Source organism: Cronobacter sp. HA18006, from assembly GCF_011605445.1.
Lineage (GTDB): Bacteria > Pseudomonadota > Gammaproteobacteria > Enterobacterales > Enterobacteriaceae > Cronobacter > Cronobacter sakazakii.
In genome coordinates this window covers 1-16707 of the sequence record NZ_JAANQB010000022.1, presented here as the reverse complement: position 1 = coordinate 16707, position 16707 = coordinate 1, and the positions used below count along the sequence as shown (strand labels likewise).

Here is a 16707-nt window from a genome sequence, read left to right as displayed (position 1 = left end):
GCCGGAAGCCACGCGTTCATGATGCAGGCACAGCAGTTCTCCCGCCAGGTGCTCGACTGGTACGACAAATATGGTCGCAAAACCCTTCCCTGGCAGCAGGAAAAAACCCCTTACAAAGTATGGCTCTCGGAAGTCATGCTGCAACAAACGCAGGTGACGACCGTTATCCCCTATTTTGAGCGGTTTATGGCGCGCTTTCCTGACGTGACGGCGCTGGCAAATGCACCGCTCGACGATGTGCTGCATCTGTGGGCCGGTCTTGGCTACTACGCCCGCGCCCGCAATTTACATAAGGCGGCGCAGCAGGTGGCGACGCTGCACGGCGGAAAATTCCCCGAAACGTTCGAAGAAGTGGCCGCGCTGCCGGGCGTCGGGCGCTCCACCGCAGGCGCGGTGCTGTCGCTATCGCTTGGCAAACATTTCCCCATCCTTGATGGCAACGTGAAACGCGTGCTGGCGCGCTGCTACGCGGTCGAAGGGTGGCCGGGGAAAAAAGAAGTGGAAAACCGCCTGTGGCAGATAAGCGAGACGGTAACGCCCGCCGAGGGCGTGGCGCGCTTTAACCAGGCGATGATGGATCTCGGCGCGATGGTCTGCACCCGCTCGAAACCCAAATGCGAGATCTGCCCGCTTAATAATGGCTGCGAGGCGTTCGCCCACCAGAGCTATGCGAAATACCCTGGCAAGAAGCCCAAACAAATCCTGCCGGAGAAAACCGGCTATTTTCTACTGCTTCAGCATGAAGGCGCACTCTTTTTGCAGCAGCGCCCGCCGGTGGGTTTATGGGGCGGGCTGTACTGTTTCCCGCAGTTTGAGAGCGAAGCCGCGCTGCGCGAGTGGCTTTCAGCGCGCGGCATTAACGATGACGGCCTGACGCAGCTCACCGCCTTTCGCCACACCTTCAGCCATTTCCATCTGGATATCGTGCCGATGTGGCTTGGCGTGCAGCAGACCGCCGCCTGCATGGATGAAGCGTCGGGTCTCTGGTATAACTTAGCGCAGCCGCCAGCGGTGGGCCTCGCCGCCCCCGTAGAGCGCCTGTTACAGCAAGTGCGCGCAGAGCCGGTGGCGTCCCGCCCCGCTCGCGCCATTCATGAGGATTGACGATGAGCAGAACCATTTTTTGTACTTTTCTTCAGCGTGACGCCGAAGGCCAGGATTTCCAGCTCTATCCGGGCGAACTGGGTAAGCGTATCTATAACGAAATCTCGAAAGAAGCCTGGGCGCAGTGGCAGAAGAAGCAGACCATGCTTATCAACGAGAAAAAGCTCAACATGATGAACCCTGAGCATCGCAAGCTGCTGGAAGAGGAGATGGTGAATTTCCTGTTTGAAGGCAAAGAGGTGCACATCGAAGGCTATACGCCGCCGGAACAACAGTAAGGGCCTCTGGCCCTTTCACTTAACCCAACAGCACGCCCGGAATGATGAAAAAAATATTTGCGCTCGCTTTGATTGCGCCGTTGCTCATCTCCTGCTCCAGCAAAAAAAACGCCGAAAACGCCTATAACGAGGCCTGGATTAAGGACACCAACGGGTTTGACATTCTGATGGGCCAGTTTGCCCATAACATTGAAAACATCTGGGGATTTAACGAAGTTTTAATCGCGGGTCCGAAGGACTACGTGAAATATACCGATCAGTACCAGACGCGCAGCCACATCAACTTCGACGACGGCACCATTACGGTTGAGACGATAGCCGGTACCGAGCCTGCGGCGCGCCTGCGTCGGGCGATTATCACCACGCTGCTGATGGGCGACGACCCCGGCTCTATCGATCTCTATTCTGATGTTAATGACATTCAGATCTCCCGCGAGCCGTTCCTTTATGGTCAGGTGGTGGACAACACTGGGCAGCCGATTCGCTGGGAAGGCCGCGCATCGAAATTCGCCGACTACCTGCTGCAAACGCATCTGAAGAGCCGCAGCAACGGCCTGCGGATTATCTACAGCGTGACCATTAACCTGGTGCCGAACCACCTCGACAAACGTGCCCATAAGTACATTGGCATGGTGCGTCAGGCGTCGCGCAAATATGGCGTGGAGGAATCGCTGATCCTCGCGATTATGCAGACCGAGTCGTCGTTTAACCCGTATGCGGTGAGCCATGCCGATGCGCTCGGGCTAATGCAGGTGGTGCAGCACAGCGCCGGTAAGGACGTTTTCCGCTCGCAGGGCAAATGGGGCACGCCGAGCCGCAGCTATCTGTTTGATCCGCAAAGCAACATTGATACCGGCACCGCGTATCTGGCGATGCTTAATAATGTGTATCTGGGCGGCATTACCAACCCGACCTCGCGTCGTTACGCCGTGATCACCGCCTATAACGGCGGCGCGGGCAGCGTGCTGCGGGTGTTCTCAAGCGATAAAGACCAGGCGGTGAATATTATCAACCAGTTATCGCCAGGTGATGTATACGAGACGCTGACCAACCGTCATCCGTCTGCCGAATCGCGGCGTTATCTCTACAAGGTGAATACCGCGCAGAAGATGTATCGCCGTAAATAAGCGTGAGAGGTGGGTGCGTAGCGCTGGTTTGTTGGGTGCGCTGCGCTTACCCACCCTACGCGGGGAGGTTCTCTGTTATTCGGTGGGTGCGCTTCGCTTACCCACCCTACAAAAGGCTGATAATCTGTTATCCGGTGGGTGCGCTGCGCTTACCCGCCCTACAAAAGGCGGATAATTTGTTATCTGGTGGGTGCGCTTCGCTTACCCACCCTACAAATGGTTTGTGGCTGAATCGTAGGGCGGGTAAGCGAAGCGCACCCGCCTTTTTTACGCCGAATCACAAAGCCAGCGCCGCCAGCAGCCAGCTCACCGCCAGCAAATCCGCGCTGCCGCCGGGGCTTAAGTTGCGCGTAATCAGCGCCCTGTCCATCTCGCGTAACGCCTCGTCGTCCCAGCCGCGCGCCAGCAGGCCGCTCGCGTACTTCTGCACATAACGCAGCCCTTCAAGCCCGCCGCGTGACGCCAGATTGGTATCCGGATTAACCGCCATCAGCCGCAACAGCGCCTGCTGCAACCCTCTCTCGCCCTGCGCATGCTGCCAGAACGGCAAAACATGGCGGCGCACCGTCGCAAAGCCGCTCTCCACCTCGCCGCGCGCGCCGGTCAGACCAAACTGGCGATACAACCGCTCGCCCGCCGTCGCCGCCCGCCGCCCGTGCGCCAGCTCGCGCGCTACGATGCCGCGAGCCATCGCGCTCACCGTCATGCAGAGCGTGGTTGGCGTCAGCGGCTCACCCTGCGCCGCAAGCCTCCCCGCGGCGGTGCACAGCAGGCCGAGCGAGAAAATCCCGCCCTTATGCGTATTTACGCCGCCGGTGGCGCTGAACATCGCCTGTTCACACGCAAGCCCCGCCGGGCGCAGCCGCCGCAGCATCTCGCTTTCGGCAAGCCCGGCGTCCTGTACGCCCTGCTGATAAAACACCCGCAGCCACGGCGCAATCGCCCTGATGCTCGCGACAAACAGCGCATGATCCATATCCTGGTGCGCGCCGCTATTGGCGCAGTCCACCAGCCCCGGCTTGGGCGTCAGGGTCAGTTCGGCGTACAGCGCCGCCACCGCGAGTGACGGCACATCGGGCTGGCGCGCAGAGCGCCGGTCAGTCGCGGGCAAACCAGTCATCGATCATCTTCTCCACGCGCCCGACCACCTCTTCCAGCGGATGACGGCGCGAACGCGCGCAGGCGTGCGCCGGCTCATCGCACAGCAGACAGCGCCGCCCCGGACGGTCAAGCGACGCGCGCCCCACCGGGCCCGCCTGCGGGCAATGAATGTCGAAATCCCACAGCCTGCCGAGCGGGTGCGTCTGCTCAAGCGCCACGCACAGCGCTTTGATTTCGCTTGCCGGGTGCGCCACGCTCCAGAGCGCCGTCGGGCCGGTATGCGCGTGAAACACCTCGCGCGCCAGCCACGGCCAGCGGTGCTGCCACAGTAGTTGATCGCAGGCCTGCACCGCCACCGCGAACGCATTGCGGTAACGCACGCTGTCTTTCATCGGGCCGGGCGTTACCAGTGAGAGCGAAATCACCGGCTGGCCGTAGCGGGTAAGCCACGCCTGCTGACGGCGGGCGCGCGCGTCTTTCGCCGCCAGCAGCTCATCAAGTGTGACGCCCGGATTCACGGGCGTATCAATTTCCATACGTTACTCCTTAACCTGACGCACCACGTCGATGACGCTACCGTCGCGATAGCGCACCACGCCGACGATGCGGTCGGTGAATTCAATGGGTTTCGGCTCGCCGGCGATCGCCACGGCGCGTTCGCACAGCGCATGAATATCGACGACATTCAGCCCCGCCGCGACCAGCCGCTCCCGCACCTCGGGCCGCGCAGGGTTAACCGCAATGCCGTGATCGGTAACCAGCACATCGATGCTCTCGCCCGGCGTCAGGCGGGTAGTGACGCGTTTAACCACCGTCGGAATGCGGCTGCGCAACAGCGGCGCCACCACGATGGTGAGATTCGCCGCCGCGGCCACGTCGCAGTGCCCGCCGGACGCGCCGCGCATCACGCCGTCGGAGCCGGTTATCACGTTGACGTTAAACCCGACGTCGATTTCCAGTGCGCTCAGGATCACCACGTCGAGCTTGTCGCAGCAGGCCGCTTTACTGGCGGGGCTCGCGTAAACGTTGGTGGAGATTTCGATGTGCTTCGGGTTGCGGGCGAGCGACGCCGCCGCCTGGCTGTCAAAGCACTGGGTGTCGAGCAGGACGTCTATCAGCCCTTTTTCATGCAAATCCACCAGGCTGCCGGTGATACCGCCGAGCGCGAAGCGCGCCTTCACGCCGCGGCGCGCCATCTTCTCGCCGAGAAACCGCGTACAGGCGGTGGACGCCGCGCCGGAGCCGGTCTGCATCGAGAAGCCGTCTTTGAAATAGCCGGCGTGTTCAATCACGTCAGCGGCGTAGCGGGCAATCATCAGCTCACGCGGATTGCTGGTGACGCGCGCCGCGCCGACGCTGATTTTCGCCGGGTCGCCCACGCTCTCCACCGGCACCACGAAATCCACCCGATCCTGCGACAGGCTCGCGGGCATATTCGGGTACGGCACAAGCGTTTCGGTCAGCAGCACCACTTTACGGGCGAACTGCGCATCCACCATCGCGTAGCCGAGCGAACCGCAGCAGGATTTGCCGTGGCTGCCGTTGGCGTTGCCAAATTCATCGCTGCACGGCACGCCGAGAAACGCCACGTCTATCTTCAGCTCGCCATCCTGCAACAGTTTGACGCGCCCGCCGTGGGAGTGGATCTGCACCGGCTCCGCCATCAGCCCGTGAGAGACCGCCTCGGCGAGTTTGCCGCGCATGCCGGAGGTGTAAATCCGCGTGATGACGCCGCTTTGGATATGCTCAATCAGCGGCTCGTTGCAGGTCATCAGCGAACTTGACGCCAGCGTCAGGTCTTTAAAGCCCATCTGCGCAAGCGTCGCCACCACCTGGTTGATCACCCGGTCGCCTTCACGAAACGCGTGGTGGAAGGAAATTGTCATGCCGTCGCGCAGGCCGCTTTTGCGCACCGCCTCTTCCAGCGACGCGCAGAGTTTGCGGTTGTGCTTGCACTCGTCATCCGCAAGCCACGGCGTGGCGGTATGGGCGGTATCGAACGGTGCCAGGTCGCGCAGGTGCGGAAACTGCACATGCAGAAGTTCTGTCTGATTCATCACTATCTCCTTAACGGCGCACGCCGGAGGCGGCAGCGCGTTCCAGCACCACCTGCGCATGGTTGATAATCGGCGCGTCAATCATCTTGCCGTTGAGCGACACCACGCCGAGCCCGTTGCGCTCACCCTCTTCGGCGGCGGCAATCACGCGGCGGGCGTAATCCACTTCCTCCTGCGTCGGCGCATAAGCGTTGTGCAGCAGATCTATCTGGCGCGGATTAATCAGCGATTTGCCGTTAAAGCCCATCTTGCGAATCAGGTCGACCTCTTTTAAAAAGCCCGCTTCGTCGTTGACGTCAGACCACACCACGTCGAACGCGTCGATGCCGGCGGCGCGCGCCGCGTGCAGCACCGCGCAGCGGGCGTAGAAGAGTTCGGTGCCGTCGCCGCGCTCGGTCTGCATATCCATCACGTAATCGAACGCCGCGAGCGCAATGCCGATAAGCCGCGGCGAACTGCGGGCGATCGCCACGGCGTTGATAACGCCCACCGCCGATTCAATCGCCGCCATAATGCGCGTCGAGCCGGGCTCGCGGCCGCACTCGCGCTCAATGCGCGCCAGATGGCCTTCCAGCTCGTCGATATCCTCCGGCGAGTCGGTTTTCGGCAGGCGGATCACATCGACACCTGCGCGCACCGCGGCTTCGAGATCGGGCAAGCCGAACGGCGTGCTGAGCGGGTTAATGCGCACCACGGTTTCGATATCCCGGTACATCGGGTGTTGCAGGGCGTGAAAGACCAGCAGGCGCGCGGTGTCTTTCTCGCGCAGCGCCACGGCGTCTTCGAGATCGAACATGATGGAATCAGGCCGGTAGATAAACGCGGTGGAGAGCATGGCGGCGTTCGCGCCGGGTAAAAACAGCATACTGCGGCGAAGTTTGCTCATTTGAGCGCCTCCCAGCGCAGCGGCTGCGCCTCGCAGGCGCGCAGTACGGCGCTTTGCAGCCGGGCACGGATAACACAATCCAGCGCGCCTTTATCCTCAATAATCACCAGCCCTTCGTACACTTCCATCGCCGCGAGCGTCTCTTTCACCACGCGGCGGATCTGGTCGCCGAACTGCTTTATCACATCGCTGTAGATTTCTATCTCCAGCTCGCCCGCCGCCGGGGCGATTTTCACCATCAGGTCGCTGGACTCGGCGGTCCCCGCCAGCGCCTCTTTAACTATCTTCATTACGGTTTGTCCTGTCAGATAAGAATTCAGGCCACTTCAGCGCGATAACGTTGCGCGAGAAGGGCGAAAGTGCTCTCCGGCACCCGTTCGTGAATCGAAGAAAAACGCTGCGCGCGCAGCAGGCGGCGTACTTCGGAGGCGGAAATCGCCTCGCCCGCGGCGTGGCTGAGACGTGGAATTTCGATAACGCTCACTGGCGGCGCGTTAAGTGGCGCGCGCTCAAGCCACGCGTGCATCGCCTGGTTGTAGGCGCGCGTCACCGGGCAGAACGGCTCGCTGCCGACAAAGCGCTGGTTAATGCCAAGCGCCGGCGCGATATAGCGGCGGAAAATCTGCAAATCCAGCCCGCTCCAGGCTTTATCCACCAGCCCGCGCTCCTTGAGGAAATAACCCGGAAAGGTGGCGCGAGAGATGAGATACGACGAGCCCTCATGCACCGTGACGTTCGGCAGATGCGCGACGCCCGCCCGCACCATCGCAAGCCGTTCGCGGTAAGGGAAAAACGACGCCTCTTCACGCACCACAAAAAGATGCAGCCAGTCGCTCTCACTCGCCGCCTGTTCGGCGAGAAAGCGGTGGCCGAGCGTAAACGGATTGGCGTTCATCACCACCGCGCCGATACGCTTGCCGGGGTGTTTCAGCCTGCCAAGCTGCTGGCAGTAACGGCGGATGCCGGAGGGCGTGTTTTCAAGCAGCGCCGCGATATCATCACACTGCGCGAGCGGCCAGAAGCCGCAGCGCCGGAAGCGCTCCAGGTTATACGGACGTGTGCAGAGAAACAGATGAAAGTGGCCGAGGCTCATCGCCAGGTTTTCCACCTCCACCAGCAGACGGGCGCTGAGGTTTTCGCCGCGCCAGCGCTCATCCACCGCCACGCCTTTAATCACGTTGCCTGCAAGCCCCGCGCAGCCTGCGATCTCACCCTGCGCGACGGCGATGACGACATGCGTGACGTCTTCATCCATGCCTAACTGATGGCTGGCGAGAAACGCCGCGACGCGCGCTTTCTCCTGCGGCTGGCGGGCAAGCGCCACGGTGATGAGTTCCAGATTGCTCATACGTCCGTCCGGTCTCTTTAGTGGGCGGGCGCCGGTTGCGCGACGGGCGCTTCGGCGATCACATTGCACAGATGGCCGATCCGCTCGATCTCCACCTCGATTTTGTCGCCCGGCTTCATAAACAGCGGCGGCGTGCGTTTTTTGCCAACGCCGCCCGGCGATCCGGTGATGATCACATCGCCCGCGCTTAAGCGAGTGAAGGTGCTGATGTATTCGATAAGCTCCGCCACGCCGTGGATCATGCTGCGGGTGTTGTCGTCCTGCACCATGCGGCCGTTAAGCCAGGTGCGGATGACGAGCTGGTGCGGATCGGGGATCTCATCGGCGGTCGTCATCCACGGGCCGAACGCGCCGGTCTGCCGCCAGTTTTTGCCCGCCGTAAACCAGGTGTGCTGCCAGTCGCGCGCCGAGCCGTCCATGTAGCAGCTGTAACCCGCCACGTGCGAGAGCGCCGCCTCGCGGGCGATGTTCTCGCCGCCGCGCCCGATAATCACCGCAAGCTCCCCTTCGTAATCAAACTCGCTGGAGTGGCGCGGTTTGAGCACCGGCGCGTTATGGCCGGTCTGCGAATCAGGGAAGCGGACAAACAGCGTCGGCGCCGGGTTATGCTGGTCGAATTCTTTGCGTTTCTCGGCGTAGTTCATGCCCACGCAGAGGATCTTCTCCGGCTGCTCGATAACCGGCAAAAACGTCACGTCGCAGAGTGCGAAATCAGCGGGCGCCTGCGCATGGCAGCGCGCCTGTTCCAGCGCATCCCGCGCCAGCAGCGTTTTGAGATCCGCGTAGTGCGCCCCGAGACGGGTGCCGAGATCCACCACGCCGTTATCCGTGACAATGCCGTAACTGCGGCGGCCCTGATGGAGATAACTCGCAAGTTTCATAACAACGTATCCTGACGATTAAACAAGGAAATTGCCCAGTACCAGCAGCGCGAGCGAGACGTTAATCGCGCCGCCAATGCGGGTGGCAATCTGAGCGAAAGGCATTAAGGTCATGCGGTTGCCGGCGGTGAGAATGGCGACGTCGCCGGTGCCGCCCTGCCCGCTCTGGCAGCAGGAGACGATGGCCACATCAATCGGGTGCATACCGATTTTCTTGCCGACGAAAAAGCCCGTCGCCACCAGCGCCGACACGGTGCTGACAATCACCAGCAGGTTGTTGAGCGTAAAGGCGTGCATCAGCTCTTCCCACGGGGTGATCGCCACGCCGACGGCGAAAAGAATCGGGTAGGTCACGGAAGTCTGGAAGAATTTATAAACCACCTGCGAGCCTTCCAGCAGGCGCGGAGAAACGCCGTGCACCAGCTTGATAAAGACCGCGATAAACAGCATGCCAACCGGCGCAGGCAGGCCAATCAGCTTATGGCCGAGCATGCCGAGCATATAGAGCAGCACCGCCAGCAGCGCGCCGGAGGCAATGGTGGTGACATCAGCCTTGCCGCTGAACGCGCTGTTCAGCATCTGGGCCTGCGGTTTATCGCCGCGATCCGGCATCAGCTCGCCTTCGCCGGTCAGGTGCGGATAGCGTTTGCCAAGCTGGTTAAGGCAACCGGCGATGATAATCGCGGTGAGGCTGCCGAGCATCACGATAGGCAGTACGCGGCCCAGCGCCACGCCCTGATCCATATGCAGCAGCGTCGCGTAGCCGATGGAAAGCGGGATCGCCCCTTCGCCCACGCCGCCCGCCATGATAGGCAGGATCAGGAAGAAGAAGATCTGGAACGGCTCCATACCCAGCGCGATACCGACGCCCATCCCCACCAGCATGCCGACGATTTCGCCGCACAGCATCGGGAAGAAAATGCGCAGAAAGCCCTGAATCAGCGTGGTGCGGTTCATGCTCATGATGCTGCCGACGATAATGCAGCAGATGTAGAGATAGAGAATGTTGGTGGATTTATAGAATTTGGTGGTGGATTCCACGACCACATCCGGCAGCCAGCCGTAATAGACCAGCGCGGAAGGGATGAAAGTGGCGCAAATCGCCGCCGCGCCCATTTTGCCAACCACCGGCAGGCGCTTGCCGAACTCGCCGCAGGCGAAGCCGAAGAAGGCAAGTGTCGCGACCATCACCACAATGTCGCTCGGCAGTTTGCCGCCGAGGCAGTCAATGGCGATAAGCGCGCCGGAGAGCAGAAACAGCGGCAATGGAATAATCCCGATTTTCCAGGTATCCATGATATGCCACCACTTTTCTTTCAGAGATATTTGCTTCGTAGCAGACGATGTGTGGGGTACAACGTAAGAATCATCGGTTGTGCTCATTTTATTAAGCTCCGTAGTTATATTTCCCGACAAGCGTAAAAGAGGTTACCCTTACAATTTGTGAGGAAGGCCGAATCGGCAGCGGTAATTTAATGGCACCTATGGTGTTTATGGTTTTAATTAACGCGATGTGATCAGCGCTCAATTTACGGGCGTGGTTTTTATGGCGTTTATTCAATAAGCACCGTTTTTGGCGTAAAAACGTAACGCGGGTAAACAGTTACCGCCGCGCACCGCGCCCTGTGCAGGGGATCACAAGTTTCAGGCACAGGCCCGGTAAGCGCCTGAAAAAATGGTACAGTTCTCTATTGTTTGTATTCCGGCGCGCCAGTGAACGATGAAATTTTCCTTTCGCATAAAGTTATTTATTCATCTCATCATATTCTTCTCCGTATTGTTTACGGCGCTCGGCGTTTATTATTATCTCGATGTCAGCCGCCAGCTTTATCAGGAGATGAGCAGTCGCGCGAGAATACAGGCGGAAGAGATTTCGCTCATTCCGTCATTACGTGAAGCGGTCAGACAACGTAATATTTCGGCGATTAACACCTTTATGACAGGCATGGCGCGCCACAGCGACGCCAGTTTTATGGTTATTGGCGATGAGAAAGGTCTGCACCTGTTTCATTCTGTTTTTCATGACCGCATCGGCACTCCGCTTATCGGTGGCGATAATCAGGATGTGTTAGAAGGAAAAACCATTACCAGCATTCGCCGGGGCGGGCTTGGCGTCTCTCTGCGCAGCAAAGCGCCGATTTTTGACGACCAGGGCCATGTCATCGGTATTGTCTCGGTCGGCTATCTGACCAGCTATCTCGACACCATTACGCTTGGCAAGGTGGTCAATATCCTGATTGGCGCGGTGTTATTGCTGCTGGCGCTGTTTATCTTTTCGTGGTTTTTCACCCGCAGTATTAAAAAACAGATGTTTTTTCTGGAGCCGCGGGAAATCGGGCTTCTCGTGCGCCAGCAAAAGGCGCTGATGGAGTCCATCTACGAAGGCGTTATCGCCATCGACGAGCATTCGCGCATCGCGGTGATTAATCGCGCCGCCAAGCGGCTGCTGGGGCTGAACGTGTCGTCGCGCTCGCTGCGCGGCCAGCCGCTGGAGGCGGTGATTAACCCGGTCTCGTTTTTCTCCCCGCAGGTGATGCTGGAGAACGACACGCATGATGAGATTTGCGTGTTCAACCATCTGACGGTGATCGCAAGCCGGGTGCGCATTCTGCTGGAAGGCGAGCTTCAGGGCTGGGTGATTACCTTTCGCGATCGCAAGGATATCGACAGCCTGAGCGTGCAGCTAAGCCAGGTGAAACGCTACGCGGATAACCTGCGCATTTTGCGCCACGAGCAGTTAAACCGGATGTCGACGCTGGCCGGGCTGCTGCATCTGGGCCATTACGATCAGGCGCTGAGCTATATTCAGGCCCAGACCGAGCACACCCAGGAGCTGCTCGATTTTATCTCCCGGCGGTTTCATTCCCCCACGTTATGCGGGCTGCTTATCGGCAAATGCGCCAGAGCGCGCGAGAAAGGCGTGACGCTGACGTTCGATCCGGCCTGCGAGATGACGCGCGCGTTCCGCGGGCTTGGCGAGCCGGAGCTGATTTCAGTTATCGGCAATCTGCTGGATAACGCGATTGAAGCCACCCAGCGCGCCGAAGGGCCGCACGATCCGGTCGAGGTGTTGATCCGCCTGAATGAGCGGGAGCTGATCATCGAGGTGGCGGATCGCGGTGTCGGGATCGCGCCCGCGCTTCGCGACAGGATCTTCGAGCCGGGTTTTACCACCAAACGCCGCGGCGATCACGGTATCGGCCTGCATCTTATCGCCAGCTATGTGAAGCTCGCAGGCGGCACGCTGGAAGTGTCCGCCAATACGCCGCGCGGCACGATTTTCTCACTTTTTATTCCTGACGCGCCCGACGTTCGTCCGGCCCAACCGCAGGGAGAACCTGACTATGCCACCTGAGATGACCGACGTACTGATTGTGGAAGATGAAAACCAGCTGGCGGCGCTGCATGCCGAAATGGTAAAGCAGCACCCGCATTTGCGGCTGGTGGGCATGGCGGCGACGCTCGCCGACGCCGAGCGGCAGATCCGCGAGAAGCGCCCGCATCTGGTGCTGCTGGACAATTATCTGCCGGACGGCAAAGGGATTACGCTGACGGAGAGCCTGACGCTGAAGAACAGCGCCTGCTCAGTGATTTTTATTACCGCCGCGAGCGATATGGACACCTGTAGCCAGGCGATCCGCAACGGCGCGTTCGATTATCTGTTAAAGCCGGTGTCGTGGAAGCGCCTTAGCCACTCGCTGGAACGCTTTGTGCAGTTTCGCGAGCAGCAACGGGTGTGGAAGATTGTCGATCAGCAGAACGTGGATTCGCTGTATCAGTTGCAGGCGCGCAGCTTCCGGCCAGACTCCGGCGCAAAGGGGATTGAGGAGAATACGCTGACGCTGGTGCAGCGGCTGTTTGTGGAGAGCCGCGAGCAGATTTTTTCAGTCGATGACGTGGTGAGCGCGACGGGTTTAAGCAAAACCACCACGCGGCGGTATCTGGAGCACTGCGTGGAGAGCGGGTTTCTGACGGTGGAGATGCTGTACGGGAAGATTGGCCATCCGCGGCGGTTATACCGCCGGGCGGAAGAAGCGTGATGTTACGGTGGATGTGATTTTACGGCGGGTGCGCGTTGCTTACCCGCCCTACGGAAATCGATGCTCTGGCTGTACGGCGGGTGCGCTACGCTTACCTGCCCTACACGATAAAAATGATGGCATTCTCGTAGGGTGGGTAAGCGAAGCGCACCCACCATTCACGCCCCACCATCACCAACGACACATAAGGCGCTGAAATTATGTAGGGCGGGTAAGCGAAGCGCACCCGCCAGCGTCACATCCAACACCCGCCCGATAACGCCTTATTCGCGCAACATATACCCGTACAACCGCTTAATACCGTCCGGGTCGGTCTGGCTGTAAACGCCCTGCAATTCCGGCGAAAAGCCCGGCAACAGGTTCACGCCCTCTTCCAGCGCCAGGAAATAACGCAGCGCCGCGCCGCCCCACACTTCGCCTGGCACCACGCACAACACGCCCGGCGGATACGGCAACGCGCCTTCCGCCGCCACGCGTCCTTCGGCCTCACTCAGACGCACCAGTTCCACGTTGCCGCGAATATACTCCACATTCGCCTGCTGCGGGTTCATCACCACCTGAGGCAGCTCGGCTTTGCGGAACATCGCCCGCTGCAACGCCTTCACGTCGAAACTCACGTACAGATTATGCATCTCCTGACAGAGCTGGCGCAGCGTGTAGCCTTTGTAACGCACCGGATATTTCTGGCAGATCGTCGGCAACACGTCGGCAAGCGGCGTATCGTCTTCAATATGCTGCTCAAAGCGCGCCAGCATCGCGACCAGGTGCGCCATCTTCTGCGCGCTCTCGGCGGGGGTGAGCAAAAACAGGATCGAGTTAAGATCCGCTTTTTCCGGCACGATGCCGTTTTCTCGCAGATAATTGGCGAGGATCGCCGCCGGGACGCCGAAATCGCTGTACTCGCCGGTTTCGGCATCGATACCTGGCGTGGTCAGCAGCAGCTTGCACGGATCGACAAAATATTGCTCGCGCGCGTAACCGGTGAAACCGTGCCACGCCGCGCCCGGCTCAAAGCTGAAAAAACGCCGCTCACGCGCAATCGCGTCTGTCGGGTGATCCTGCCACGGCCGCCCCGCTACCGTATCCGGGATAAACGGCTTGATCATGTGGCAGTTGGCGATAATCGCCTTGCGCGCCTCGATCCCAAGCGCCACGCACTCGGCCCACAGCCGCTTGCCGCTCTCGCCTTCGTGGATTTTGGCGTTCACATCCAGCGCGGCGAACAACGGGTAAAACGGGCTTGTCGAAGCGTGCAGCATAAAGGCGTTATTGAGCCGCTTGTGCGGGCAAAAACGCGCCTGTCCGCGGATATGGTTATCTTTCTTGTGGATTTGCGAGGTCTGCGAGAACCCGGCCTGCTGTTTGTGCACCGACTGCGTGACGAAAATCCCCGGATCGTTTTCATTGAGATCCAGCAGCAGCGGCGAGCAGTCGGCCATCATCGGGATGAACTGCTCGTAGCCGACCCATGCGGAATCAAACAGAATGTAGTCGCACAGGTGGCCGATTTTATCCACCACCTGACGGGCGTTATAGATGGTGCCGTCGTAGGTACCGAGCTGGATCACCGCCAGGCGGAACGGACGCGCCTCCTGCGCGCGCGACGGCGCGACTTCGGCAATCAGCTCACGCAGATACGCCTCGTCGAAGCAGCGCTCGTCGATCCCGCCGATAAACCCAAACGGGTTACGCGCCGCTTCGAGATAGACCGGCGTCGCGCCCGCCTGAATCAGCGCCCCGTGGTGGTTCGATTTATGGTTGTTACGATCGAACAGCACCAGATCGCCCTGCGTCAGCAGCGCGTTGGTCACCACTTTATTCGCCGCCGACGTGCCGTTCAGCACAAAATAGGTTTTATCGGCGTGAAAGACCTTCGCGGCAAATTTCTGCGCGTGCTTGGCGGAGCCTTCGTGGATCAGCAAATCGCCCAGTTTGACGTCGGCGTTGCACATATCGGCGCGAAACACGTTTTCCCCGAAGAAATCATAAAACTGCCTGCCCGCCGGATGCTTTTTAAAGAATTCGCCGTGCTGATGGCCGGGGCATGCGAACGTGCTGTTTTGCATCTCTACATACTGCGTCAGCGTGTCGAAAAACGGCGGCAGCAGGTTCTCTTCATACGCGAGCGCCGCGGTTTCGAGCGCCAGGAACTCCTGCGACGTTCCCGTGAGCGTGCCGCTGACCGGCGCGTCGCAGCGTTCGCCGCTTTGCAGATAAACAAAAACCGGCAGATTAAACCCGGTGCGCTTAAGCAGCGCGAGAATACCGCTGCGCGTATCGGCCACAGAAAGCACCACGGCGGCCACGTCGGTGAAGTCGGTGCTATCGAGCCCCACCACGTCGCGGGAGGTTGAAAGCAGAGGAGCCACGGCGTGGCTGGCGGCAATTTTTAACGATTTCATAAGCACAAAAACCCTGAGTGTCGGTGTAAGCGCCTTCGGGCACGGCAACGGGACGGTATCCCGGCGAAACAATGAGGTCTGACTGATTACCAGCTCCGACCGCGAGACATCAGTAAAAGCAGAGCACGCCTGGTTTTACTGTTGTCCGGCAGTGAGCGTACGGTGGCCTCACCGCATGGTGGGCATGGAGAAGTATGGCGGACAGACATGACGGGCGCGCGGCATTGTGCAATGTCGCGAAGAAATGACGGCTGGCAGCGAACGCGCGGTCATAACACACCCTGTCTGATGGAGAAAAGTCGCGCAATCATGTCACCTTACGCCGCGTGGGGCAAGACTGCGCGTGGAGAAAATCGGGGTTTTAAGCAGAAGATTTGCAGCCTTATTTTTTATCTTTTTGATTATTATTGTGAAAAATAAATCGTTAAAATAAGTAAGCATAAGATACGCATAAAAATGCCGGTAGCGGGCGCGCTTTTCTCCCTCTCACTGTGGGCTTATGCTGAAGCCCATCGCGATACAGACTCAGGCAGGAGCTCAATGTGGTAACCGGACCTTTTATCAATGCAGCGGCAGTACTGCTGGGCGGATTGCTCGGCGCGGCGTTAAGCCAGCGGCTTCCCGAGCGGCTACGCAGTTCTATGCCCTCGATTTTCGGGCTGGCGTCGCTCGGCATTGGCATTTTACTGGTGGTGAAGTGCGTGAACCTGCCGGTGATGGTGCTCTCGATGCTGCTCGGCGCGCTGATTGGCGAGCTTTGCTATATCGAAAAAGGAATCATCAATCTGGTGCATGGCCTGAACGGCGTGGCGCGCCGGTTGCGGCCCGGTAAAAACGCGCGGCCCGCGCAGGATAATTTCGTCCAGAGTTTTGTGGCGATCATCGTGCTGTTTTGCGCGAGCGGAACCGGCATTTTTGGCGCGATGCGCGAAGGCATGACCGGTGATAACAGCCTGCTTATCGCCAAGGCGTTTCTCGATTTCTTTACCGCCACGATTTTCGCCACAACGCTTGGTGCCGCCGTCGCGGCCATCTCCCTGCCGATGCTGCTCATCCAGTTAGCGCTCGCCGCCGGCGCGGTATTTATCCTGCCGCTGACCACACCCGCGATGATGGGCGATTTTACCGCGACGGGCGGTTTGCTGCTGCTGGCGACAGGCCTGCGCATCTGCGGCATCAAGATGTTCGCGGTGGTTAATCTGCTGCCCGCGCTGCTGATTTCAATGCCCCTTTCCGCGCTCTGGACGCATTTCTTCGCGTAAGGCGTTAAAACGGCTATTTCGCAAGCAAAGTGGCGCAGGAATGGGCGGGCGGCGCAGAATTCGCGGAATTTCGTTGACGCCGTAAGTTGAATCGGGTTTAATGCGCCCCGTTGCCCGGATAGCTCAGTCGGTAGAGCAGGGGATTGAAAATCCCCGTGTCCTTGGTTCGATTCCGAGTCCGGGCACCACTCATTTATAACCCTCGCTTCGGCGGGGGTTTT

Annotated in this window: 15 protein-coding genes and 1 tRNA gene; 7 read left to right on the top strand and 9 right to left on the bottom strand. The window is 59.7% G+C overall.

The genetic code is table 11. The features are described 5' to 3' along the window. The first annotated feature begins 18 nt into the window (after positions 1-18). The 3 genes from mutY to mltC are packed head-to-tail and all read left to right on the top strand — an operon-like array spanning position 19 to position 2509. The gene (gene mutY / locus G9X48_RS14720) at positions 19-1104 is read left to right on the top strand and encodes an A/G-specific adenine glycosylase (protein WP_097641228.1); all 1086 of its coding nucleotides are present in this window, start codon (positions 19-21) and stop codon (positions 1102-1104) included. Positions 1105-1106: 2 nt separating this feature from the next. Next, positions 1107-1382: an oxidative damage protection protein gene (locus tag G9X48_RS14715; RefSeq protein WP_004388230.1), complete on the top strand. Its 276-nt coding sequence runs from the start codon at positions 1107-1109 to the stop codon at positions 1380-1382. 44 nt (positions 1383-1426) lie between these two features. After that, entirely contained in the window at positions 1427-2509 is a 1083-nt protein-coding gene (mltC, locus tag G9X48_RS14710) for a membrane-bound lytic murein transglycosylase MltC (RefSeq protein ID WP_097564091.1), read from the top strand. 277 nt (positions 2510-2786) lie between these two features. On the opposite strand, the gene citG is transcribed toward mltC, so the two are convergent. Genes citG through G9X48_RS14670 form a run of 8 tightly spaced genes read right to left on the bottom strand, consistent with a single transcriptional unit; the run spans position 2787 to position 10165 of the window. Further along, positions 2787-3629: a triphosphoribosyl-dephospho-CoA synthase CitG gene (gene citG, locus G9X48_RS14705; protein WP_097641227.1), complete on the bottom strand. Its 843-nt coding sequence runs from the start codon at positions 3627-3629 to the stop codon at positions 2787-2789. Then, a complete protein-coding gene (gene citX / locus G9X48_RS14700) occupies positions 3607-4146 on the bottom strand; it encodes a citrate lyase holo-[acyl-carrier protein] synthase (RefSeq protein WP_087600111.1) in 540 nt (179 codons plus the stop codon). Before citX ends, citG begins: the two co-directional genes overlap by 23 nt. Positions 4147-4149: 3 nt before the next feature. Continuing rightward, positions 4150-5667, bottom strand: coding sequence for a citrate lyase subunit alpha (gene citF, locus G9X48_RS14695; RefSeq protein WP_097641226.1), 1518 nt, complete (start codon positions 5665-5667; stop codon positions 4150-4152). A gap of 10 nt (positions 5668-5677) precedes the next feature. Further along, a complete protein-coding gene (gene citE, locus G9X48_RS14690; RefSeq protein ID WP_032970705.1) occupies positions 5678-6553 on the bottom strand; it encodes a citrate (pro-3S)-lyase subunit beta in 876 nt (291 codons plus the stop codon). Beyond that, positions 6550-6843, bottom strand: coding sequence for a citrate lyase acyl carrier protein (citD, locus tag G9X48_RS14685; RefSeq protein ID WP_004388224.1), 294 nt, complete (start codon positions 6841-6843; stop codon positions 6550-6552). Before citD ends, citE begins: the two co-directional genes overlap by 4 nt. A 26-nt stretch (positions 6844-6869) precedes the next feature. Next, complete coding sequence (gene citC, locus G9X48_RS14680; protein WP_097641225.1) at positions 6870-7901, bottom strand: [citrate (pro-3S)-lyase] ligase; 1032 nt, start codon at positions 7899-7901, stop codon at positions 6870-6872. A 17-nt stretch (positions 7902-7918) separates the two neighbouring features. After that, the gene (locus G9X48_RS14675) at positions 7919-8782 is read right to left on the bottom strand and encodes a fumarylacetoacetate hydrolase family protein (RefSeq protein ID WP_012123779.1); all 864 of its coding nucleotides are present in this window, start codon (positions 8780-8782) and stop codon (positions 7919-7921) included. Positions 8783-8800: 18 nt separating this feature from the next. Further along, entirely contained in the window at positions 8801-10165 is a 1365-nt protein-coding gene (locus G9X48_RS14670) for a 2-hydroxycarboxylate transporter family protein (protein ID WP_097641224.1), read from the bottom strand. Between the two features lie 337 nt (positions 10166-10502). On the opposite strand from G9X48_RS14670, the gene G9X48_RS14665 reads away from it, so the two are divergent. Both G9X48_RS14665 and G9X48_RS14660 read left to right on the top strand, forming a co-directional pair. Continuing rightward, positions 10503-12137, top strand: a complete 1635-nt coding sequence (locus tag G9X48_RS14665; RefSeq protein WP_097569912.1) for a sensor histidine kinase — start codon at positions 10503-10505, stop codon at positions 12135-12137. Beyond that, complete coding sequence (locus G9X48_RS14660) at positions 12127-12822, top strand: response regulator (RefSeq protein ID WP_014728052.1); 696 nt, start codon at positions 12127-12129, stop codon at positions 12820-12822. Before G9X48_RS14665 ends, G9X48_RS14660 begins: the two co-directional genes overlap by 11 nt. A gap of 263 nt (positions 12823-13085) precedes the next feature. Here G9X48_RS14660 and G9X48_RS14655 read toward each other — a convergent pair whose 3' ends face one another. Next, entirely contained in the window at positions 13086-15224 is a 2139-nt protein-coding gene (locus G9X48_RS14655; protein ID WP_097641223.1) for an ornithine decarboxylase, read from the bottom strand. A 542-nt stretch (positions 15225-15766) separates the two neighbouring features. Between G9X48_RS14655 and G9X48_RS14650 the strand changes: the two genes are divergently transcribed. Further along, positions 15767-16486: a DUF554 domain-containing protein gene (locus G9X48_RS14650; RefSeq protein WP_029038989.1), complete on the top strand. Its 720-nt coding sequence runs from the start codon at positions 15767-15769 to the stop codon at positions 16484-16486. Positions 16487-16598: 112 nt separating this feature from the next. After that, a tRNA-Phe gene (locus tag G9X48_RS14645) sits at positions 16599-16674 on the top strand. Positions 16675-16707: the final 33 nt, after the last annotated feature.